At 33.7% G+C, this 23705-nt stretch carries 13 protein-coding genes; all 13 read left to right on the top strand.

Annotation, left to right across the window (positions count from 1 at the left end; genetic code table 11):
* Positions 1 to 6 precede the first annotated feature (6 nt).
* The 13 genes from AAGV33_RS03700 (at position 7) to AAGV33_RS03760 (ending at position 23032) form a co-directional block, all read left to right on the top strand.
* Positions 7 to 1161: an alpha/beta hydrolase-fold protein gene (locus AAGV33_RS03700; protein WP_373390601.1), complete on the top strand. Its 1155-nt coding sequence runs from the start codon at positions 7 to 9 to the stop codon at positions 1159 to 1161.
* 34 nt (positions 1162 to 1195) lie between these two features.
* A complete protein-coding gene (locus AAGV33_RS03705; protein ID WP_373390602.1) occupies positions 1196 to 2089 on the top strand; it encodes an alpha/beta hydrolase in 894 nt (297 codons plus the stop codon).
* 44 nt (positions 2090 to 2133) lie between these two features.
* The gene (locus AAGV33_RS03710; protein WP_373390603.1) at positions 2134 to 3480 is read left to right on the top strand and encodes a glycoside hydrolase family 43 protein; all 1347 of its coding nucleotides are present in this window, start codon (positions 2134 to 2136) and stop codon (positions 3478 to 3480) included.
* A gap of 69 nt (positions 3481 to 3549) precedes the next feature.
* The gene (locus AAGV33_RS03715) at positions 3550 to 5421 is read left to right on the top strand and encodes a glycoside hydrolase family 97 protein (protein WP_373390604.1); all 1872 of its coding nucleotides are present in this window, start codon (positions 3550 to 3552) and stop codon (positions 5419 to 5421) included.
* 4 nt (positions 5422 to 5425) lie between these two features.
* Entirely contained in the window at positions 5426 to 6790 is a 1365-nt protein-coding gene (locus AAGV33_RS03720) for a glycoside hydrolase family 43 protein (protein ID WP_373390605.1), read from the top strand.
* A gap of 163 nt (positions 6791 to 6953) precedes the next feature.
* Entirely contained in the window at positions 6954 to 8684 is a 1731-nt protein-coding gene (locus AAGV33_RS03725) for a glycoside hydrolase family 43 protein (RefSeq protein ID WP_373390606.1), read from the top strand.
* A 308-nt stretch (positions 8685 to 8992) separates the two neighbouring features.
* Positions 8993 to 10219: an SGNH/GDSL hydrolase family protein gene (locus AAGV33_RS03730; protein ID WP_373390607.1), complete on the top strand. Its 1227-nt coding sequence runs from the start codon at positions 8993 to 8995 to the stop codon at positions 10217 to 10219.
* A gap of 42 nt (positions 10220 to 10261) precedes the next feature.
* Positions 10262 to 12544 carry a glycoside hydrolase family 127 protein gene (locus AAGV33_RS03735; RefSeq protein WP_373390608.1) on the top strand — a complete coding sequence of 761 codons (2283 nt, stop codon included), beginning with the start codon at positions 10262 to 10264 and terminating at the stop codon, positions 12542 to 12544.
* A gap of 24 nt (positions 12545 to 12568) precedes the next feature.
* On the top strand, positions 12569 to 13921 hold the full coding sequence (locus tag AAGV33_RS03740; protein WP_373390609.1) for a family 43 glycosylhydrolase: 1353 nt from the start codon (positions 12569 to 12571) through the stop codon (positions 13919 to 13921).
* Between the two features lie 18 nt (positions 13922 to 13939).
* Positions 13940 to 16519 (top strand): glycosyl hydrolase 115 family protein, encoded by a 2580-nt coding sequence (locus tag AAGV33_RS03745; protein WP_373390610.1) that lies wholly within the window; start codon positions 13940 to 13942, stop codon positions 16517 to 16519.
* A 16-nt stretch (positions 16520 to 16535) separates the two neighbouring features.
* A complete protein-coding gene (locus AAGV33_RS03750) occupies positions 16536 to 17663 on the top strand; it encodes a glycoside hydrolase family 43 protein (protein ID WP_373390611.1) in 1128 nt (375 codons plus the stop codon).
* Positions 17664 to 17966: 303 nt separating this feature from the next.
* Complete coding sequence (locus AAGV33_RS03755; RefSeq protein ID WP_373390612.1) at positions 17967 to 21068, top strand: SusC/RagA family TonB-linked outer membrane protein; 3102 nt, start codon at positions 17967 to 17969, stop codon at positions 21066 to 21068.
* A gap of 14 nt (positions 21069 to 21082) precedes the next feature.
* Positions 21083 to 23032 (top strand): RagB/SusD family nutrient uptake outer membrane protein, encoded by a 1950-nt coding sequence (locus tag AAGV33_RS03760; protein ID WP_373390613.1) that lies wholly within the window; start codon positions 21083 to 21085, stop codon positions 23030 to 23032.
* Positions 23033 to 23705: the final 673 nt, after the last annotated feature.

Raw genomic sequence — 23705 nt, forward strand, 5'->3', positions numbered from 1 at the left:
ATTTTTATGAATTACAAATCTATTATTTATTTGGTGAGTGTCTTGACAACCACAATTGGCATTGCACAAATCAATTCGACCAAACTTGTAGAAGATTTTAAACCGTCTTCTGTAAATCAACAAGGGAAGCTGTATCCACAAGTTAATTCTGAAGGTAGAGTGAGAGTAAGTATTCTTGCGCCTCAGGCGAATATGGTTCAGCTTGATCTTGGTGGTACAAAATATGACATGCTTAAAGATGAGAAAGGGATCTGGACAGGAGTGTCTGATCCTCAAGATGAGGGATTCCATTATTATCAATTGAATATTGACGGAGCATCAGTTCCTGATCCAGGAACGGTATATTTTTACGGAGCAGGAAGATTAGGAAGCGCAATAGAAATTCCAGCTGCTGATCAGGAGTTTTTTGCTATGAAAGATGTTCCACATGGGCTTGTTAGCGAAAACATCTATTTCTCTAAATTAACCAATTCGTTTAGACGCTGTTTTGTTTATACGCCTGCAAATTATAATGAGGATTCAAAAACTCGTTTTCCTGTACTTTATTTACAACACGGAAGTTTTGAGGACGAAACAGGTTGGGCGGTTCAGGGAAAAGCTAATTTAATATTGGATAATTTGATTGCATCGAAAAAAGCAAATCCTATGATTATAGTGATGGATAATGGCTATGCTTATAAACCTCAAAACAATAGCACTCGTCCGGAATCAATATTCGAAGAGGTTGTAATAAACGAAATTATTCCTATGATTGATTCAAAGTTTCGAACCATAGCAAACAGAGAAAATAGAGCAATAGCAGGACTTTCTATGGGAGCCAATCAAACTATGAGAATCATGATGAATAATTTAAATACTTTTTCTCATTATGGAGGATTCAGCGGAACTTCTAATTATCCGAGTACTGATGCAATTGACGTCAACACTTTTTTAGATGGAAAATTTAAAGAGGGTAATGCACTCAATAAAAAAGTAAAGCTCTTTTGGTTAGGACTGGGAACAAAAGAACCTAATCCGTTTCCGGGTTCTGTGGGTGCATTTCGAACCATGTTAGAACAACAAGGAATTAAATATGCCTATTATGAATCTCCTAAAACAGCACATGAATGGCTTACATGGCGCAGATGTTTAAATCAATTTGCAACTCAATTATTTAAATAAAAAACTAATTATAAACCAACCTAAAAATAAAATAATGAAAAAATTTATTGTTACAGCAACGATGCTTTTTATGTGTAATCTAATTGTTGTTGCACAAAAAATAGAAAAAGAAGGACCTAAAGGATTTGATCAGTTACGACCAACAATTGCTCATGGTACCATAGATACAATATCTTATCTGTCAAAAACAGTAGGTACAACCAGAAAAGCTTTGGTTTACAAAACTCCGGGATTTTCAAAAGATATAAAATATCCTGTTTTGTATTTGCTTCATGGTATTGGAGGTGATGAAAAAGAGTGGCTTAAAGGAGGTACTCCGCAAATAATTTTGGATAATTTATTTGCCGAAGGAAAAATCAAGCCGATGATTGTGGTGTTACCAAACGGACGTGCTATTAAAGATGACAGAGCAACAGGAAATATTATGGCTCCGGATAAGGTTCAGGGCTTTGCTACTTTTGAAAGAGATTTGCTGGATGATTTAATTCCATTTATCGAAAAAACATATCCAACCTTGACTGATAGAGAAAACCGCGCTATTGCAGGACTTTCTATGGGAGGAGGACAATCATTGAATTTTGGTTTAGGAAACTTAGACAAATTTGCCTGGGTGGGAGGTTTTTCTTCAGCACCAAATACAAAAATGCCGGAAGTGTTAGTGCCAAATCCTGAAGAAACGAAGAAAAAATTGAAATTGCTTTGGATTTCCTGTGGTGATAAAGATGGATTAATTACTTACGGCAAGCGTTTACATGATTATTTATTGGAAAAAAACGTACCACATGTATATTATTTAGAGCCAGGCGGACATGATTTTAAAGTTTGGAAAAATGGTTTGTATATGTTGTCACAGTTTTTGTTTAAACCTGTTGATGTAGCCTCTTTAAGCCAATATACAGTATTGGACACAGCTTCTGTTGAGAAGTAAAAATTAATCAGATATTGGATTATCAACGGTCTATAAAAACAATTATGAGTAAATTTTTAGAATTGCGTAACATCAATATTGGGTTGATAGTAGGAGTATTTTTCTTTTTGAATTTTGCTTCAGTAAAAGCTCAAAAACCAATCATTCAGACAAAATATACGGCTGATCCGGCACCAATGGTTCATAATGATACCATATTTCTTTATACTTCACATGATGAAGATGATGCAAAAGGTTTTAAAATGCTCGATTGGTTGCTTTATACATCAACCGATATGGTCAATTGGACAGAACATGGAGCAGTTGCTTCTTTAAAAGATTTTAGTTGGGCTAAACAGGATAATGGAGCTTGGGCAGTTCAGTGTATTGAGCGTAATGGGAAATTTTATTTATACTGTCCTATGCACGGTGGAGGTATAGGAGTTTTAGTTTCGGATAGTCCTTATGGTCCATTTAAAGATCCTCTAGGTAAGAGACTAATCTATTCCGATCACAACATTTGGGACGATATAGATCCAACTCCGTTTATTGATGATGATGGTCAGGCCTATTTGTATTGGGGAAATCCACATTTGTATTATGTGAAACTAAATGAGGATATGATTTCTACTTCAGGTGAAGTTGTAAAAGAACCTACTAAACCTAAAAATTATCAAGAAGGACCGTGGGTTTGGAAAAGAAAAAATCATTATTATTTAGCTTACGCTTCTACTTGCTGTCCAGAAGGCATTGGTTATGCAATGAGTAATTCAGCTACAGGACCTTGGGAATATAAAGGGATGATTATTGATTCCAATAAAAAATCAAATGGAAATCATCCAGGAATAATAGATTACAAAGGAAAATCGTATGTTTTTGGTCATAATTATGAAATCAACAAAAGCGAGACTTCTACATTTTACGAAAGACGTTCTGTCGATGCTGAAACAATGGTATATAAAGAAGATGGAACCATTCAGAATTATGAATTTTTTACAGAAGATGGCCCAGAACAGATAGAAACATTAAATCCCTTTAGACGTATAGAAGCAGAAACTATGGCTTGGAGTAAAGGAGTTAAATCAGATAAAAGTAAAGAAGCAGGAGTGTATCTAACTCAAATTCACAATGGTGATTTTATTCAGGTTAGAGGAGTTGATTTTGCAAAAGGTGCTAAAAAAATAGATCTTATTGCAGCCTCTTTAAATGGAGGAACAATTGAAATACGTTTGGATACTGTTGACGGTGATATCATTGGTACCAGTAAAATAGAAAATACTGGTGGAGGACAAAATTGGAAAACATTTAAAACTAAAGTAAAAAAAGTAAATGGCGTACATGATGTGTTTTTTGTTTTTAAAGGAGAAAAAGGAGAATTATTCAATTTTGACGCATGGAAATTCAGTAAATAAATAGAAATGAGAAAAATATTTTTTTTATGCTGCTTTATAATTTTTTCAGCAGCTTATTCACAAAATACCATGTCGGTCTCCAGTCCTAATGGAGACCTGACATTAAAGGTATTGATTAAAGACGGAACGGCATTTTACTCCGTTACTTACAAAGGAGGACTTGTATTAGAAGATTCTCCACTAGGATTAATTACTAATGCTGGAGATTTTACGAATGATATGAATTTTGTAAATTCAACTACAGCTAAAGTAGAGGAAACTTACCATCAGACTAGGATTAAACAATCTGAGGTAAACTATAATGCCAATACTTTAAATTGTGTGTTTTCGAATGCCAAGCAACAAAAAATAGCAGTTTTATTTCAAGTAAGTAATAACAATATTGCTTTTAGATATGAACTTCCTGCATGGGGAGATACTAAAGTTTGTGTGGTTTCTGAAGAAAAAACAGGATTTAAATTTCCGTCATCAACAACAACTTTTCTTTCTCCAATGATGCGACCAATGACAGGATTTGCGCGTACTGCACCAAGTTATGAAAGTGGTTATGAAGCAGATGCTCCATTGAGTAAAACCACATCTTCTGAAGGTTATGTATTTCCTGGACTTTTTAATTTAGCCAATAAAGCCTGGGTTTTATTATCTGAAACAGGAGTGAGTAGTTTGTATACCGCTTCACATTTAAGTGCTTATAAAAACGGAATATATACTGTAGAATATCCAAATCCGAAACAAAATAATGGTTTTGGAAGCTCGGGAGCACAAATCAGTCTTCCTGGTGTGACACCTTGGCGAACAATTACTGTTGGAGAAACACTAAAACCAATAGTTGAAACAACGATTCCTTTTGATGTTGTAAAACCACTTTACAAGCCTTCGCAAGAGTATAAAATGGGACGTGGTAGTTGGAGCTGGATTGTATGGCAAGACAATAGTATGAACTATGAAGATCAGGTAAAATATATTGATTTGGCTGCTGCTATGAAATTTGAGTATATTTTGATTGATGCCTGGTGGGATGATAGAATTGGTTATGATAAAATGAAAGAATTAATCCAGTATGCTAAATCTAAAAATGTAGAGGTTTTCTTGTGGTACAATTCTAATGGTACTGTTAATGATGCTTTTCAGACTCCTCTAAATAAAATGAATACTGCGATTGCCCGAAAAAATGAGATGAAGTGGCTTAAAGAAGCGGGAGTAAAAGGATTGAAAGTAGATTTCTTTGGAGGCGATAAACAAGAAACGATAAAGTTGTATGAAGACATCCTATCAGATGCGAATGATTATGGATTGATGATTATTTTTCATGGAGCCACATTACCTCGTGGATGGGAAAAGATGTATCCAAATTTTGTAGGAAGTGAAGCAGTTGTAGCTTCAGAAATGTTGATTTTTTCGCAGGATGTTCGAGAGAAAGAAGCTTTTAACGCCACATTACATCCATTTATTCGAAATGCAGTAGGAAGTATGGAATTTGGAGGAGTATTATTAAATAAATATCTAAATAAAGGAAATACAAAAGGTCAACTCCGATTGACTACAGATGCTTTCCAATTAGCAACGGCGGTTCTTTTTCAAAATCCTGTTCAAATGTTTGGTCTAACTCCTAATAATCTTGTAGATGTGCCTGCTTTTGAATTGGAATTTTTAAGAAATGTTCCAACAACATGGGATGAAACAGTTTTTATAGACGGATATCCAGGAAAATACAGTGTTTTAGCCCGACGACATGGACAAAAATGGTATGTGGCAGGTGTAAATGCAGAAAAAACAGCTAAAGAATTAAAAATTAAACTTCCTATGCTTGCAGGCCAAAGTGTTACTATGTATAATGATAAAGCGGATAAAGAAACGTATACAAGCAATTTAAAAGTTTCTAAAAACGGACAGTTATCAATAACAATACAACCTAATGGAGGATTTGTAATAACGAATTAAAATTATGAAACAACCCTATAAAATAGTAGCAATACTTATTACCCTCTTAAATTGTTCAATAGGAGAGGCACAAAATCCTATTATACAAACTAATTATACAGCCGATCCTGCTCCAATGGTATACAATGGCAAAGTATATTTATATACAAGTCATGATGAAGATGATTCTACCTGGTTTACCATGAACGACTGGCGATTGTATACCACCGAAGATATGGTCAATTGGACTGATCATGGAGATGTATTGTCTTATAAAGAATTCAGCTGGGCAAAAATGAACGCCTGGGCTCCTCAGTGTATTGAACGAAAAGGAAAATTTTATATGTATGTACCCATTACCGATCGTCAAGGAAAGAACGGTATAGGTATTGCTGTTGCCGATAGTCCTTATGGACCATTCATAGATCCGCTAGGAAAACCTTTAATTTCTAATAGTAATGCAGATATAGACCCAACCGTTTTTATAGATGATGATGGACAAGCCTATTTATTCTGGGGAAATCCCGTTTGTTACTATGTAAAGTTGAATGAAGATATGATTTCTTATGAAGGTGAAATCCAACAAATTCCTAATACAATAGAAGCATTTGGAAAACGTGAAGGAAAAGTGAATGAACAAAGGCCAACCACTTATGAAGAAGGACCGTGGTTATACAAACGCAATAATCTCTATTATTTATTATTTGCTGCAGGACCTATATCAGAACATATTGGATATTCAACCAGTAAAAGTCCACTTGGACCCTGGAAATATCAAGGTGTTGTGATGCCTACACAAGGAGGTTCTTTTACCAATCATCCAGGAATTATTGATTTTAAAGGAAAAAGTTATTTTTTCTATCATAATGGTGCATTGCCAGGAGGGGGAGGTTTTACTCGTTCGGTTAGTGTAGAAGAGGCTAAGTTTAATAAAGACGGTTCGATTGTACAGATGAATATGACCGAAGGTATAAAAAAGAGTTTAGCGCCATTAAATCCTTATGTAAAAACAGAAGCCGAAACTATTGCATGGTCTGAAGGCGTGAAGTCGATGAAAAATAATGAAGTTGGTAATTTTATTACAGCTAAACAGAATAATGCTTATACGAAAGTCAAAGAGGTCGATTTTCGTCAGGAGGGAGCTACTAAGTTTACAGCCCGAATAGGTACAACACATAATAGTAATGTAACTATGGAAGTACGATTGGATAGTAAAGAAGGAGAATTACTTGGAACAATAAATGTTCCATTAACAGGTGGTAATGACAGATGGGCAATAAAGACCATGGATATAAAAAAGGTTTCTGGAATTCACGATGTATATTTTGTTTTTAAAGGAAAAGCGAAAAATGATATTATGTATTTTGATTATTGGAAATTCTCAAAATAAACTAGTTTTTTTACGTAAAAAAGCAATCGGTTGCTTTAAAAGTGTGATTTTTCTAAAAAATAAATAAAAATTAAAGATTAAATAAAAAAATTATTAAACTATAAAAGAAAAAAAAGGTCTTAATAGCTTAACCAATAAATAAGAAACAATTAAAATTAACCTAATGAAAAAATTACAAGTATTACTATTCTTAAGCATAGTTTTGTTATCCTTTACTGTAGTAAACAGTCAAAATAAGCAAAAAAACAATCCTCCTTTATTTTCAAATTTCAGCTACCAAGGAAATGATCAGGTTTATATAGATAATCCACTAAAATCAGATGAGTTTTATACTCCAATTTTACAAGGATGTTATCCTGATCCAGCCATCACTAGAAAAGGAGATGATTACTATATGGTATGTTCTTCGTTTGCTATGTTCCCGGGAGTGCCTATTTTCCACTCTAAAGATTTAGTAAACTGGACTGATTTAGGAGGTGTATTAAACGATGTTACTCAATTCAATCCACACAATACCGGTATAAGCCAAGGAGTTTATGCGCCTGGAATTACTTATAATCCTCATAATGATACATTCTATATGATTGTAACGGCATTTTCGGGAAATCTTGGAAATATAATTGTAAAAACAAAGGATCCTAAAAAAGGTTGGGGGAATCCAATAAAATTGGGCTTTGGAGGTATCGATCCGTCTATTTTCTTTGATGATAATGGAAAAGGTTATATCGTACATAATGATGCTCCAGATAATGGTAAAGAGCGTTACAATGGGCATCGTGTGATTAAAATTTGGGAATATGATGTGGAAAATGATAAAGTAATAACTGGTTCAGATAAAATTATAGTTGATGGAGGAGTAGACCCTGCTAAAAACCCAATTTGGATTGAAGCTCCACATCTTTACAAAAAAGACGGTAAATATTTTTTAATGTGTGCCGAAGGGGGTACAGGAGGCAATCATACAGAAGTTATCTTTAAAAGTGATAGCCCAAAAGGGCCATTTATTCCTGCACCAAGCAATCCAATTTTAACGCAAAAATATTTTGGAAGAGATAGAAAAAACAGAGTAGACTGGGCTGGCCATGCGGACTTGGTTAAAGGACCTGGAGACAAATATTATGGTGTTTTCTTAGCGGTTAGACCAAACGAAAAAAACAGAGTCAACACAGGTCGTGAAACTTTTATACTGCCTGTAGACTGGTCCGGTGAATTTCCGGTTTTTGAAAACGGATTGATTCCATTGGAACCAAAATTGAAAATGCCAAAAGGTGTTACTGAAAATAAAACAGGAAAAGAAGGTTTCTTCCCAAATGGTAATTTTGCATTCAATGATAATTTTACATCAGCTAAGCTAGATAATCGTTGGATTGGTCTTAGAGGTCCTCGTGAAAAATTCATTGCAACTTCAAAAAAAGGATTGACTATTACTCCTTTTGATACCAATATAAAAGAGTTGAAACCTACATCAACATTATTCTATCGCCAGCAACATAATCGCTTTTCACTGACGACGACTATTGATTACAAACCAAAATCAGACAAAGATCTGGCTGGACTTGTGGCTTTACAAAATGAAGGTTCTAATTATGTTTTTGGAATTACAATGAAGGACAAAGACTATTATGTAGTACTACAAAAAAATCAAAAAGAAAGAAGAGATCCAGTAAAATCAGCAATTGTAGCAACTGCTAAAATTGACCTTAAAAAACCGGTTCAGCTTCAAATGAAAGCCAACGGTGATGATTATGAATTTGGATATTCTGTAAACGGAACTGATTTTGTTAATGTAGGAGGAGTGGTTTCCGGAGATATTTTATCAACGGATGTTGCAGGCGGATTTACAGGTTGTTTATTAGGATTGTATGCTACTTCAACCAATGATGCACGACCATAAATAATTTTTGACAGTATTAAGATGGTTAGTCCTGAATAGAAATATTCAGGACAACCATAATTTAAGTCAAGCTGAATTTAACAATGGCGTGATTTATTTTTATAAATACTATTAACCCAGAATCCGCATTAGGATTTTGTTGATTTTGTCACGCAGATTATGCAGATTGTAGCAGATTTTATGCTTTAAAAACAATTAAAAAATTCGTATGAATCCGTTTAATCTGTGTTCCAATGCGTAATCCAGGATTAATGTTGGGAAAATCTTTGTAAATGCTATTGTTAAAACACAATAATAATTAATTACTTATGTACAAACGATATACAAGTTGGCTCTTGTTTTTTAATTTACTTATTCTTTTTTCAGGATGTAAATCACAATCCTTATCTAGTCATAAGTCAAATTGGGTTGGAAGTTGGGCAACAGCACAACAATTAGTTGAACCTCATAATGTGCCTCCAAATCCTGGTCTTACTAATAATACCTTAAGACAAATTATAAGAGTTTCTATAGGAGGTGAAAAAATAAGATTACATTTTTCCAATTTATTTAGTGATGAGTCTACGGTCATGGAATCTGTAACAGTTGCTCATGTTGTTGAAGGAGCTATTATTGATGGAAAATCGCTAAAGCAACTTACTTTTGGAGGAAAATCATCATCGATTACTATGGAAGCAAAAACGGATGTTTTTTCAGATAGTTTTGATTTTCCATTACAAGCAGGACAACTTTTAGCCATTACTATTCATTATGGTAAAACGGCTTCAAAAATTTCAGGTCATCCAGGGTCTCGAACCACATCATTTCTTTTAGAAGGAGATCATAGTAAGAATGTGGATTTTTCTGGTGCAGTTAAAACCGATCATTGGTATACAATCATGGGGGTTGATGTAATGGCATCGGAAAAGGGAAATACTATTGTTTGCTTAGGAAATTCAATAACTGATGGGAGAGGGTCAGGAACAAATAAACAAAATAGATGGACGGATATTTTATCTGAACGATTATTAGCCAATCATGCTACTAATACTATAGGTGTATTAAATTTAGGTATTGGTGGTAATTGTGTTTTGAGAGGTGGTTTAGGTCCAACAGCTTTAGAGCGTTTTGACAGGGATGTACTTTCTCAAAATGGAGTTAAATGGTTGATTCTTTTAGAAGGAATTAATGATATTGGAGGTATTCGAAAAGCAGAGGACGCTCCTGTAAGAGCTAATGAACTTATTGAAGCCTATAAAGTAATGATAAACAAAGCCCATGCTAAAGGAATAAAAGTGTACGGATGTACCATTTTACCTTTTAAAAAATCATTTTATGATGCCGATTTTAAACAAGAAGCCAGAAGTATTGTAAATGAATGGATACGATCCAGCAAGAGTTTTGACGCGGTTATTGATTTTGATAAAGTGATGGAATCAAATACAGAATCACAGTCTATTTTACCTGATATGCATGATAACGATTTTTTACATCCTAATGAAAAAGGTTATCGTCGTTTAGGAGAGGCAATTGATCTAGGATTATTTAAAATTTAATATTGATAAAACAGGAATGGGTTATCATTAAAAATAGTAATTATGAAGTTAAAAAAAATTAAAAATATAGTACTACTTATCTGCATTCAATCTTCTTTTGCTCAAATGCAACCTTTTAAATTGCAGGAAGTAAGGCTTACAGATGGTGTTTTCAAAAAAGCCCAGGATGTGGATTTAAAATATATTTTAGATCTTAATCCCGATAAATTGTTAGCTCCCTATTTGATTGATGCAGGATTGCCCTTAAAAGCTCAACGATATGGCAACTGGGAAAGTACAGGATTAGATGGACATATTGGAGGACATTATTTATCTGCATTAGCCATGATGTATGCCAGTACTGGAAATAAAGAGCTAAAAACACGTCTGGATTACATGGTTAATGAACTGGCTCTTTGTCAGGCAAAAAATGGCAATGGCTATGTTGGGGGGATTCCTAATGGGAAAGTATTTTGGGACCGCATTCACAAAGGAGATATTGACGGAAGCACTTTTGGATTAAATAATACCTGGGTGCCTATTTACAATATTCATAAGCTTTTTGCAGGCTTACGTGATGCCTATGAAATAGGAGGTAACAATCAGGCAAAACAAGTATTGATAGGATTAGGCGATTGGTTTATTGAACTTATTCAACCACTTTCTACTGATCAAATTCAACAAGTATTGAATACGGAGCATGGAGGAATCAACGAAACTTTTGCTGATTTGTATATTATTACCAAAGACAAAAAATATCTTGATGCTGCAAAAAGGCTTTCGCATCTTAAAATTTTGAATCCTTTACTCGAAAAACAAGATAAACTTACAGGTCTTCATGCTAATACACAAATTCCAAAAGTAATTGGTTTTGAAAAAATTGGCTCATTGACAAACAACCCAGAATGGGAACATGCAGCGGAACATTTTTGGCATAATATTACAGAAAAACGCAGCGTTGCATTTGGAGGGAACAGTGTTCGGGAGCACTTTAATCCAATTAACGATTTTAAAGGTATGTTAGAATCGAATCAAGGACCTGAAACTTGTAACAGTTATAATATGCTTCGATTAAGTATGGCTTTATTTTTAGATAATAATGATGTGAGCTATCTTGATTATTATGAACGTACTCTTTATAACCATATTTTATCGACTCAACATCCTGAAAAAGGAGGTTTTGTATATTTTACACCCATTCGACCAAACCATTACAGAGTCTATTCACAACCCGAAACTAGTATGTGGTGTTGTGTGGGTTCCGGGATAGAAAACCATACCAAGTATGGTGAATTGATATATAGCCATTCTGATAAAGACGTTTTTGTTAATCTTTTCATTCCTTCTGAATTGAACTGGAAAGAAAAAGGGATTCAACTAATACAAAAAAATAATTTTCCAAATGAGAATGCTACTGAACTGGAATTAAAACTGAATAAGAAACAGACTTTCTCTCTTAATATTCGTTATCCTAAATGGGCCGAAAACATCAAAATTCTGGTGAATGGAAAAGCAGAACTAGTGAAAGCCAATCCTTCAGAATATATTAATCTGAATAGAAACTGGAAAAATGGCGATAAAATTGTTGTGCAATTTACTATGAATACTAAATTAGAATATCTTCCAGATGGTTCTAATTGGGCAGCTTTTGTACGCGGACCTATCGTTTTAGCAGCTCAAACTTCTACAGATGATTTAAAGGGACTTTTTGCTGATGATAGTAGAATGGGACACGAAACAAGAGGAAAACTTTACCCAATTAATGAGGCCTATGCCTTGGTGGGTGACGATTCTAAAAATTATGTTTCAAAATTGAAACCTATTGATAATATGAATTTCAAATTGGATTCATTGAAATTACAGCCGTTTTATCAAATTCATGATGCACGTTATCAAATGTATTTTCAGACCTTCACTCAAAAGGATTATGAGAAACAAAAAGAGGCTCAAAAACAAAAAGAAATAGAACTTTTAGCTATTGAAGCTAAGACTGTAGATAAAATTAATTGTGGCGAGCAACAACCCGAGGTGGATCACCAATACAAAGGGGAACAAAGTAATTCCGGTTATAATGATGATAAATTTTGGCGTAATACACGTTCTTATATTTCTTATCAGTTACAAAATAAAAACAAAGCTGGAAAATACATAGAAATTAGTACGCTGGATACTATAAAAGCAGAGAATTTTGAAATACTAATTAATGGTAATATTGCGAAAATAAATTCTATAGAAAACAAAATAATAAATATTCAAATTCCAGAACAAGAAAATTTTGAGCTGAAAATTAGTGCTAAAAATAAAATACCTACACCTCGATTCTATCAAATAAGGATTTTAAAATAATTCAAACTGAAATTATTAAAAGCAATGAAAGAGCAAAAAACACATGGAGTTTTAGCACTCATATGTATTGGTTTTTCTTTAATTGGGTTTGCCCAAAATCCAATAATAAGAAATCAATATTCTGCTGATCCTTCTGCCAGGGTATTTGGAGATAGAGTATATGTGTATCCTTCCCATGATATTCTAGCGCCAGAAGGAGTAGCTAGAAAAGACTGGTTTTGTATGGAAGACTATCATGTGTTTTCCTCTGAAAATCTTACTGATTGGACTGATCATGGTATGATAGTGCAACAAAATAAAGTGCCTTGGGTACTCCCGAACAGTTACAGTATGTGGGCGCCAGATTGTATAGAAAAAAATGGGAAGTATTATTTTTATTTCCCATCTACTCCAAAAGATACGGTTGGAATTGGCAAAGGATTTACAATTGGCGTAGCAGTTGCGGATACCCCTACAGGCCCATTTTTACCCGAAACGAATCCTATAAAAGGAGTACGAGGTATTGATCCAAATGTTTTTATTGATAAAGATGGACAGGCTTATTTGTATTGGTCTTCACGGGATATTTTTGGAGCAAAACTGAAAGACAATATGCTGGAATTAGATTCCGAAGTTAAAACACTAGCAAACTTACCTTCAAAAGGCTTAAAAGAAGGACCTTATGTATTTGAAAGAAACGGGATTTATTACATGACTTATCCCCATGTAGAAAACAAAATTGAGCGTTTAGAATATGCAATTAGCGATAATCCATTAGGACCATTCAAAGTTATGGGAGTTATTATGGATGAATCTCCAACAGGGTGTTGGACAAATCATCATTCGATTATAGAGTTTAAAAATCAATGGTATTTGTTTTATCATCACAATGATTATTCACCAACATTTGATAAAGCCAGATCGATTAGATCCGATAGCTTATCCTTTAATTCTGATGGAACAATTAAAAAAGTAATTCCAACTTTAAGAGGAATAGGTATAAGTACTGCTGATAAAGAAATCCAGATTGACAGGTATAGTAAGATTAGTGAAAAAGGAGCATCCATAGCTTTTGTTGATCCACTTGATCATTTTAAAGGATGGAAAACAGTATTAAATAGTTCTGATGGCTGGATACAATATGATGCTGTCGATTTTGGTAAAAAAGTATTGAAATCAATTGTTGTAAAAGGGATGTCTTCAACTGGAGGTGTTTTACAGATACGTACTAAAGGAATAAATAGTTTTCTTATTGCCGAAGTAAAAATTCCTGTAAGTACGGATTGGAAAGAGATAAAAGTTCCCGTTGCAAAGTTTGAAGAAGGTGTTCAAAACCTTTATGTAACATTGAAAGAGAACAATAAAGAGGTGGAAGTTGATTGGATAAGTTTTAAATGAAATTAGATATTAATTTATATGAAAAATAGTGTAAAGGATTGTTGGAGCTTAATGTTTCTATTGGCATTTTTTAATATTGTCAATGCCCAGCAAACTACTGGTTTGATGGCAAATATAATTACAGAAAACAGTGAAGGAATTAATTCGGCTTTCCCGATAGTAAACAAAGAAAAAGTAGCAACACCCATTCGATATGATGCTTCAGATTTTAAAGGAGTCATTCGTGCCATTAGAGATTTACAAAATGACATCAACATTGTTACAGGTATAAAACCTGTACTATTTACCAATAATGCTCTCGAAGGTTACGAAATCGTAATTGGAACACTGGGCAATAGTAAACTAATTGATAATTTATCTCAATCGGGGAAATTAAATACAAAAGATTTAAAAGGCAAATGGGAGAGTTTTGTTATTACTACAATTGATGATTCCAAAAAATCAGGACAAAAAATTCTGGTTATTGCAGGTAGTGACAAGCGTGGTACCATTTATGGAATTTATGAATTATCCAGACAATTAGGAGTTTCACCATGGTATTGGTGGGGAGATGTACCTGCCAAAAAACATACGACTGCTTATGTATTACCTGGGCGTTATGCTTCTGGTGAGCCAAAAGTTAAGTACAGAGGGATATTTATTAATGACGAAGCACCTTGTTTTTCTGGCTGGGCAAAAGAAAAATTTGGTGGTGCAAATAGCAAAGTATATTCACATATGTTTGAGTTGTTGTTGCGTTTGCGTGCTAATTATTTATGGCCGGCCATGTGGGGCAATGCCTTCAATGAGGACGATCCAGAAAGTCCACGTATTGCAGATGAATACGGTATTGTAATGGGAACTTCCCATCATGAACCTATGATGCGTGCCCAGAAAGAATGGGGAAATCATAGAAAGGAGTATGGTAATGGAGAATGGAATTACAAAACGAATAAAGCTGGTTTACAGCAATTTTGGGAAGATGGTTTAGAAAGAAATAAAAACTATGAAAATATTGTAACCATGGGAATGCGTGGCGATGGAGATTTGCCTATGCAGGATTTGGGAAGCGCCGAAGCTAATTTTAAAGAGTTGGAAAGCATTATTAAAGACCAACGAGATATTATAAAAAAGGTAACCCAAAAACCAATCAACCAAACACCTCAGATTTGGGCATTATACAGCGAAGTTTTGGAATACTTTGATCAGGGTATGAAAGTACCTGATGACATGACCATTTTACTTTGTGATGACAACTGGGGTAATGTGAGAAGATTACCTGAACTCAGTTCTAAAAAACATCCAGGTGGCTATGGGATTTATTATCATGTGGATTTACATGGAGCACCAAGAGCATACCAATGGTTGAATATGACTCAGATTCCTCATATGTGGGAACAATTACAACTAACTTATAGTTATGGAGTGGATAAAATTTGGTTGTTGAATGTTGGTGATTTAAAACCGAATGAATATCCTATGGATTTCTTCTTAACAATGGCTTGGAATCCTACTTCTTTCAACGAAAACAATTTACAGGAATACGCTAGGAAATTCTGTGAGGAACAATTTGGTACTGCCGAAGCTACAGAAGCTGCCGAAATAATTAGTACTTATTGTAAGTTCAACAGCCGTGTTACAGCTGAAATGATGAATCACAAAACCTATAATCTGGAAAGTGGTGAATTTTTAAAAGTAAAAGACGCTTATTTAGCATTAGAAACAAAAGCTTTAAGACAATTTATGTCATTAGCTGACAATTATAAAGATTCTTACAAGCAATTTATTTTACATCCTGTTCGTGCTATGGCTAATCTTTATGATATGTATTATGCAGTTGCTATGAATGAGAAACTGGCTGCTGAAAAAGATATAAAAGCTAATTATTGGGCTGATTATGTTGATGCTTGTTTTAAAAGAGATGCTGATTATTCCCATGATTACAACCATAATATTTCAGAAGGTAAATGGAATCATATTATGGACCAAACCCATATTGGTTACAAATCTTGGGATGAGCCAAAAGGAGGAAATATAAAACCAACTGTTGTGAGAGTTACTGAAGAAGAAGTGAAAAAAGGAGGTTACATTTTCGATGAAAAAAATCGTGTAGTGGTTATGGAAGGAGAGCATTATTTTGAAACCAAAAATATGCCCAAAACAAATTGGACTGTAATTCCTGATCTTGGAAGAACTCTATCTGGAATATCTTTAATGCCTTATACTGAAACTACTAAAGGAGCAGAAATTCAATATAAAATGAATTTGCAATCAAAAAAAGACAGTATTAAACTGAGAGTATTTTTTGACTGTACTCTGCCATTTAAAAAAGGAGGTCACAATGTAGCTGCCTCATTTAATGGAGCTAATGAAAAGGTATGGAACATTAACGACCAGTTAACCTGGGCGAATAATTACACTAAAATGTATCCAGCAGGAGCAGCCCGAATGATTGAAACTACTGTAACATTGCCTTTGCCAAAAGTTAACGAAGGTTTACACACTTTAACCATAAAGCCATTAGACCCAGGAATAGTTATTTATAAAATAATTATTGATAGCGACGGTTTTGAACAGACACATCTAAAAATGGATGAAAGTCCATACAAAAGAAAATAATTTATAAAAAGATAAAATGAAAAAAATAATAATTTTAAGTTCTATTTTTTTGTTGTTAACCACTTTAGGTTTTGCACAGAAGATAAAAGGGATAAAAGAAAATACTAAGAAAACAGAAAAAAAAGTTTTCACTTATACCAATCCTATTACTAGAGATATTAATATTTCTATGCGAGATCATTTCATCATTAAAGTGGAAAATAAATGGTATTGTGTAGGTACTTCAAATCCAGTTTGGACTGGACCAAATCCTGGAGTAAGAATGTTAGTTTCTGATGATATGATTAACTGGAAACAACATTCATTTATAATTGATGCAAGTAAATTACCAGCAGATTGTCCGTATAATGGTCGTTTTTGGGCACCAGAAATCCATTTCATTCAAAACAAATATTATTTAACTGTAAATAGTGGAAAAGTAACAGCCGAAGATCCTAAAGGAATGAGTACGCATAGTGTTTGGTTGTTTTCATCAGACAATGTTACAGGACCTTATGCTCTGGTAAATGGACCATTAACTCCGCAATACAATAATGACAGTACTTTGTTTGAAGACGAAGATGGTCAAACCTATTTGTATTGTAGTGGCAACGGACTTTTTCAAGCTAAAATTGATTTGAAAACAGGTAAATTAACTACTCCCATAGAAAAGTTTCTGGATAAAAAACAACCTGGTTATCCTGAATGGATGGTGGGTGGTATTGAAGGTCCATTTGTAATAAAAAGAGAAGGAACTTATTTTATGTTTTTTTCTAGTTGGACTCGTGGTTATGAAGTAGGATTATTAAAATCAAAATCACCATTAGGCCCTTGGGAATTAGCTTCTCCAGAACCTATTTTTGGAACAAGAAAAAAGCATTATCGTCCTGAACTAGCACAGGAAGGTGGTTATTCTCATTTAAAGTTTCAGGATACTGAAGATCCTTATCAAGAAACAGGACACAATGCATTATTTATTGGTCCTGATAATCAGTTATGGAATTCCTGCCATTATTTTATGGATGAAAAAAGGCCTTATCCTTACAGCCAAACTTTAGAGGAATGGGAAAAAGGTCCACAAATGGGAATTGAACCTGTGCATTATAAAGATGGAATGTTTTATATCAATAAGCCCACTTGGACGAAACAAACAATTGAGTATTGATTTTTGTAAAAAATCAATCTTTTAGAGTGCTTTAAGATGTTTTAATTGGGCTGCATGATTCTTAAGTTATTTACAATATTTTAAAAATATTCTTTTGTTTTTTTAATTGTTCGATGTGTTTTGTATTCTTTTATTTATTTAATTGATAATTATTTAAAGTTATAAATATGTTATATTGATTTTAAATAGTTTTTTTTTACAAATAAAAACGCAATCGGTTGCGTATATTGTTTTTTTTTATACTTTTGTTTGTATAATACAAAGGCTAGTCAACTAATTAATTTTTAAACCAAATTTAATCTTATGCAAAATGTAAATTTTCAATTGTATTCACGATGGAAATATCCTAGATTTCTTGATGTGTTTTGTTTCTTGATTTTCTTTTTTTCTATGGTTGGTACAGCTCAGGCTCAATCTACAATTAAAGGAGTAGTAAAAGATGAAATGGGAATGCCGATTCCTGGAGCTAACATCTTATTGAAAGGTACACAATCCACGGCAAGTACTGACTTAGATGGTAATTATGTAATCAACATCGAAAGTGGTAAAAATATTTTGTCTTTTTCTTTTATAGGTTACAAAACTAAAGAAGTAACAATTGGTAGTCAGACTGTTGTTAATGTTAGTCTTGATCCTGCTACCTCAGAACTAACAGAAGTTGTTGTTATTGGGTATGGAACTCAGCGTAAAGAAGCTGTAACAGGTTCTGTAGCTTCAATTGGAGGGAAAGAATTGAATGAAGTAGCTGCGGTAAATGTAACTCAGGCATTACAAGGTAGGTTGCCCGGTGTGGAATTAGCTCAAACTTCAACAAAACCAGGAGCTGCGATGCAAATACGTATTCGAGGGACTAGATCTCTTACAGGGAGTAATGATCCCTTAATTGTACTTGATGGTATACCATTTGCTGGATCAATAGGAGATATCAGTCCTGTGGATATAAAATCAGTAGATATTTTAAAAGATGCTTCAGCTACAGCTATTTATGGATCTCGTGGAGCAAATGGAGTTATATTGATTTCAACTAATAAAGGACGTAAAAATCAAAAAGCAAAATTTAGTTATAACGGATTTGGCGGTGTAAAAGATATTTTTGCCAAGTATGATATGATGAATGGAGATCAATTATCTGCACTTCGTGATTATGCTGGTGTTTATCCTGCTGATGGAGTAGACGAGGTTCGTGGTATAAATACTGATTGGCAAGATATGTTATACGGTTCAGGACAAATGCTTAGTCATGATGTAAGTGTTTCAGGAGGAACAGAATTTGGATCATATAATGCTGGTATTGGTTATTATAAAGAAGAATCTGTTTTGCCTGGTCAAAAGTATGAACGTTTTAGTCTTAGAGCTGGTACTGATCAACAAATTAATAACTCTATTCGTATAGGTTTTACAACTAATAGTAACTATGCTATTACAAATGGAGATAATATTGGTCCAGGTTCAGCTTTAGCTGCTTCTCCAATAGCTAATCCATACAATGATGATGGATCATTAAAGAGAGTTGTTTCGTCTGCAGCAGATGATCAGTGGGTGTATACTAGACAAACTATTAATGGCTTAGGTGAGTCTTATGTAAACTTGAATAGAGCGTTTAGTTCTTATAATAATGTTTTTGCTGAAGTAAAAATACCAGGAATCGATGGTTTAAAGTATCGAATCAATACTGGATTAAATTTCCGTATGTCTAATAATGGTTATTATGAAGGTCCAGGTGTTTTTGACGTTAATCCAGTTACTTTATCTAATGCGTCCATAAATAATTCTATGTCAACTCAATGGGTAATAGAGAATTTATTGACTTATGATAAAACTTTTGCGGATAAACATACAATAAATTTTGTGGGATTATATTCTAATGAACAATTTACATCTAACGCTTCGTCAATAGCAAGAAATGGGATTACTTCTGATGCTTTTCAGTTTTATAATCTGGGACAAAGTGAGGAAGAGGCAGTTATTAATCCATCGAATCAAGATTACGTACAATGGGGTTTGACCTCTTACATGGCAAGATTAATGTATTCATACGATAATCGATATTTTGTTTCAGCTACTTTACGTTCTGATGGATCTTCAAGATTAGCTCCAGGGAATAAATGGGTAACTTATCCAGCGGTTTCAGCAGGTTGGACAGTTTCAAATGAATCATTTATGAAAAATATTTCTTCAATAAATATGTTGAAGTTAAGAGCAGGATATGGTCAAACTTCTAATCAAGCAGTTACACCTTATGCAACGTTGGGAGCTTTAAGTACAAGACCGTATAATTTTGGGTCAACAAATGCAACTGGAGTTTATGTTACTCAATTACCTAATCCTGCTTTAGGATGGGAGTTTTCTACAACATGGAATTATGGAATTGATTTTGGGCTTTTAAATAATCGTTTAACAGGTACTATTGAGTATTATAAAACAAATACAAAAGACTTATTACAAAGAGTTAATCTACCTGTAACATCTGGTGTTAATAATTATGTTGCAAACGTTGGTTCAACTGAAAATAAAGGATATGAATTATCGTTGACAGGAGTAATTCTGGATAATCCAAAAGGTTTAAACTGGACAGTGGGTGTAAATTTCTATACAAATAAAAACAGATTAGTTTCTCTTGCTTCTGGAGCACTAAGGGATGAAGCAAATTCTTGGTTTGTAGGCTATAATATTAATTCAATTTTTGATTATGAAAAAATAGGTCTATGGCAACAAGGAGATCCGTATATGTCTATATTAGAAGGGGTAACTGATGTATCAAATGTTCCTGGATCTATTAAAGTTAAATATACTGGTGACTATAATCCAGATGGTTCGCCTACTCGTGCAATCAATGCAAGCGATAGACAAATTATTGAGACAGATCCTGATTTTCAAGGAGGATTCAATACTAATTTAACTTATAAAGGTTTTGATTTTTCAGCAGTTGGAGCATTTAAAAGTGGAGGTGTTTTAATTAGTACACTTTACGGAAGTGCTGGTTATTTGAATTTATTGAATGGGCGTAGAGGAAATGTAGATGTAAATTATTGGAGACCAGATAACACAGATGCTGATTTTCCAAATCCAAGTGGGTTAAGGTCTGGAGATAATCCAAAATATATGTCAACTATGGGGTATTTTGATGCTTCTTATATGAAAATTAGAGCTTTAACTCTTGGATACACCCTAGAGCAAGATTTTATTAAAGATTTAGGTATTGATAAATTAAGAGTTTATTTCACAGCACAAAATCCATTTGTGTTCTTTTCTCCATATCACAGAAAGTCTGGAATGGATCCTGAGACGAATTCTCTTGGAGATCAAAATCAAGCAGTTGCTTCATATAACAGTAGATTTTTGGTTATAGGTACTAATACACCGTCTACTCGTAACTATTTATTTGGACTGAATTTAACATTTTAATACAAGAAATAACTATGAAACGATATATTTTAAAAAATTTAATACTAGGTTCTTTAGCTCTATTTTTATTTGGAGCTTGTTCCGATATATTGGAAGAAAAACCACATGATTTTTATGAGCCTGGTTATTTTAAAACTGAACAAGGTGTGTTACAAGGTTTAACTTCTCACTATGCGAATTTACGTAACATGTATGGGCAGGCTTACTTTTATAATGCTTGTCAAACAGGTACTGATGAAGCTACTTATGCTCAAAGTGCTGATGGTAATTTTAGAGATCATGATTTATCTGGAGTAGGTATAATTAACCCAAACTCTAGTCGTTCGGATGTGTTATGGAACAATTCTTTTAGCGATATCAATACCGCTAGCGGAATAATCGAAAATGGTGCTGCGGTTGGAGTAGCGACTAGTCTTATTGCAGAGTCGAAGTTTTTTAGAGGTATGGACTATTTTCTATTGGTTCAAACATTTGGAGGTGTACCTTTGGATTTAGGATCTGGTGAGTTAAAATTTAATAGTACGCCATCAAGATCTTCAGTGCGAAATACAGTGCCTGAGGTTTATACAAAAGCTGTTTTTCCTGATTTATTGGCAGCAGTTAACGAATTACCAGATGCACCTCGACTTACTGGTACAGCGACAAAAACTCTGGCTCGTTTAATTCTAGCAAAGGCTTATTTAACTTATGGTTGGTGGTTAGAGAATCCTAATGATATTCCTACCTATCCTGCTACAACAAGAACTGATCCAGACGGACATGATGCTCAATGGTATTTTCAGAAGGCTTATGATATAGCACTTGAGGGAATTAATAACCCAGGTTCATATGGGTTAGAAGAGTATTTTTATGATGTGAATTTAGGTTCTAATGATCGTAATAAGGAACTGATGCTTTATGCTGATCACACTGAATCCAGTGAGTTTTATAATGGAGGAAGTCTAAGTTTTGGAAGTGGAGGAGCTCCTGATAATTTTGCAGGTTGGATGGTTACTTGGAATTATACTGCTATTAGAAGTAAAAATAGTTCAGGGGATCCAGTTAGTTCAGTGCAACGTGAAGCTAATCAGTTTTTAGGACGTCCATGGACAAGAATGGCTCCACCAATAGAAGTTTTTACTAATACCTTTGCTGATAAAATTAATGATTCACGTTATGATGGCACATTTACCACTATTTTTCGTGGGAATTGGAATTTAAACGGTACTGGTTTGACTAATGTAACAACTCTTTTTAATGCCAATGGATTAGCGGTTCAGGCAGGTGACCCAATTTTAACTTTCCTTAACGATGAACCAAGCACTCCAATTGTGTATCCTTCTGGTCAAGGAGATAGTGGTATAGGTGCAGGAGTTTTACCAGGAAGATCGGATTATGTAATTTCTCCAAATGGTATAAGTCGAATTGTTTATCCAGGTTTTTGGAAGTTAGGACCTTATCGTACTGATAATGCAGGAGGTTTAGGACAGCCTAATGCAGGGAGTACAAGACCTTTTCCTATAGCTAAATTTTCGGAATTTTATTTTGTTGCTGCAGAAGCTGCTGTTAAGGGAGCTACTGGTAGTATGACTGCTAGAAATCTTATAAATGTAATTCGTGCAAGAGCTGGAAAATGGCGTTTTGATAACAATGGAAATATGTCTAAAATTCAAGATAACAGTACAACAATGACTTCTGCAACTCCATCTGTAATTACTATTGATTACATTTTAGGAGAACGTTCACGTGAGTTTTTTGGAGAAGGCTACCGTTGGTATGATTTAGTACGTACACAAAGATGGAATGCTTTAGCAGGAAGTTATTCAATAGGAGGGGCAAACTATGGTAACCATACTCCGCAAACTTTTACAAGGACTATAGAGCCCTATCATTATTTACGTCCAATTCCACAGGGGCAAATTGATGGAATGGTGAGTACAGCTGCTGAAAAAGAAGCTTATCAAAATCCAGGATATAATAATTAATTCTTTTTAATTCTGATAATTGTAACTGCTCGAAAATTATTTTTTCGAGCAGTTTTTTTTTTGATAGCTAGTCGATTAATAAATTTAGCTTAGAACTTCTATAAAATAATTCTATCTAGTGATTAAACTTAGATTAATCATTAAATAGAAGTGATTTAAACTTTTTTCAATTGGCTGAAAAATAGTCTAAATCACTTCATCTTTTTCTCCCTAATTCTAATAATTTAATGTTAATTTTTTTAAATAATTATTTGCGATTTCTATAAAACGAACCGGAAAAATCTATTTTAAATTAATTATTATTCTTTTAAAGCTTTCAGTAATTATATTATTTATAAATATTTTTGAATTAAAATATACTATATTAAAATTAATTACTTTTTTTTTATAAATAAACACGCAATCGGTTGTGTGTTTTGTTTTTTTATTTTACATTTGTTTTATTCTTAATCTTTTGTTAATATGGACAATATGATAGAATATAAATAATTCATGCTTTTGATATTATTTATAAATTTTAGTTAGTGTGGTTTTTTATTATAAGCCGAGAATTGGTTGTTCTCGGCTTTTTAAACCTAAACTAATGCAGAGTAATACGATTTTCTGATTTTTTTTCGCAATCGATTGCTTTTCATTTTACAATTAATGAATAATTATAGCGAAAAAGTATTTT

Origin of the sequence: Flavobacterium magnesitis, assembly GCF_041729735.1 — a bacterium.
Taxonomy (GTDB): domain Bacteria; phylum Bacteroidota; class Bacteroidia; order Flavobacteriales; family Flavobacteriaceae; genus Flavobacterium; species Flavobacterium magnesitis.

Coding starts and splice junctions, on each gene's coding strand:
- AAGV33_RS03700 (WP_373390601.1), top strand. CDS start 7: ATGAATTACAAATCTATTATTTATTTGGTGAGTGTCTTGACAACCACA.
- AAGV33_RS03705 (WP_373390602.1), top strand. CDS start 1,196: ATGAAAAAATTTATTGTTACAGCAACGATGCTTTTTATGTGTAATCTA.
- AAGV33_RS03710 (WP_373390603.1), top strand. CDS start 2,134: ATGAGTAAATTTTTAGAATTGCGTAACATCAATATTGGGTTGATAGTA.
- AAGV33_RS03715 (WP_373390604.1), top strand. CDS start 3,550: ATGTCGGTCTCCAGTCCTAATGGAGACCTGACATTAAAGGTATTGATT.
- AAGV33_RS03720 (WP_373390605.1), top strand. CDS start 5,426: ATGAAACAACCCTATAAAATAGTAGCAATACTTATTACCCTCTTAAAT.
- AAGV33_RS03725 (WP_373390606.1), top strand. CDS start 6,954: ATGAAAAAATTACAAGTATTACTATTCTTAAGCATAGTTTTGTTATCC.
- AAGV33_RS03730 (WP_373390607.1), top strand. CDS start 8,993: ATGTACAAACGATATACAAGTTGGCTCTTGTTTTTTAATTTACTTATT.
- AAGV33_RS03735 (WP_373390608.1), top strand. CDS start 10,262: ATGAAGTTAAAAAAAATTAAAAATATAGTACTACTTATCTGCATTCAA.
- AAGV33_RS03740 (WP_373390609.1), top strand. CDS start 12,569: ATGAAAGAGCAAAAAACACATGGAGTTTTAGCACTCATATGTATTGGT.
- AAGV33_RS03745 (WP_373390610.1), top strand. CDS start 13,940: ATGAAAAATAGTGTAAAGGATTGTTGGAGCTTAATGTTTCTATTGGCA.
- AAGV33_RS03750 (WP_373390611.1), top strand. CDS start 16,536: ATGAAAAAAATAATAATTTTAAGTTCTATTTTTTTGTTGTTAACCACT.
- AAGV33_RS03755 (WP_373390612.1), top strand. CDS start 17,967: ATGCAAAATGTAAATTTTCAATTGTATTCACGATGGAAATATCCTAGA.
- AAGV33_RS03760 (WP_373390613.1), top strand. CDS start 21,083: ATGAAACGATATATTTTAAAAAATTTAATACTAGGTTCTTTAGCTCTA.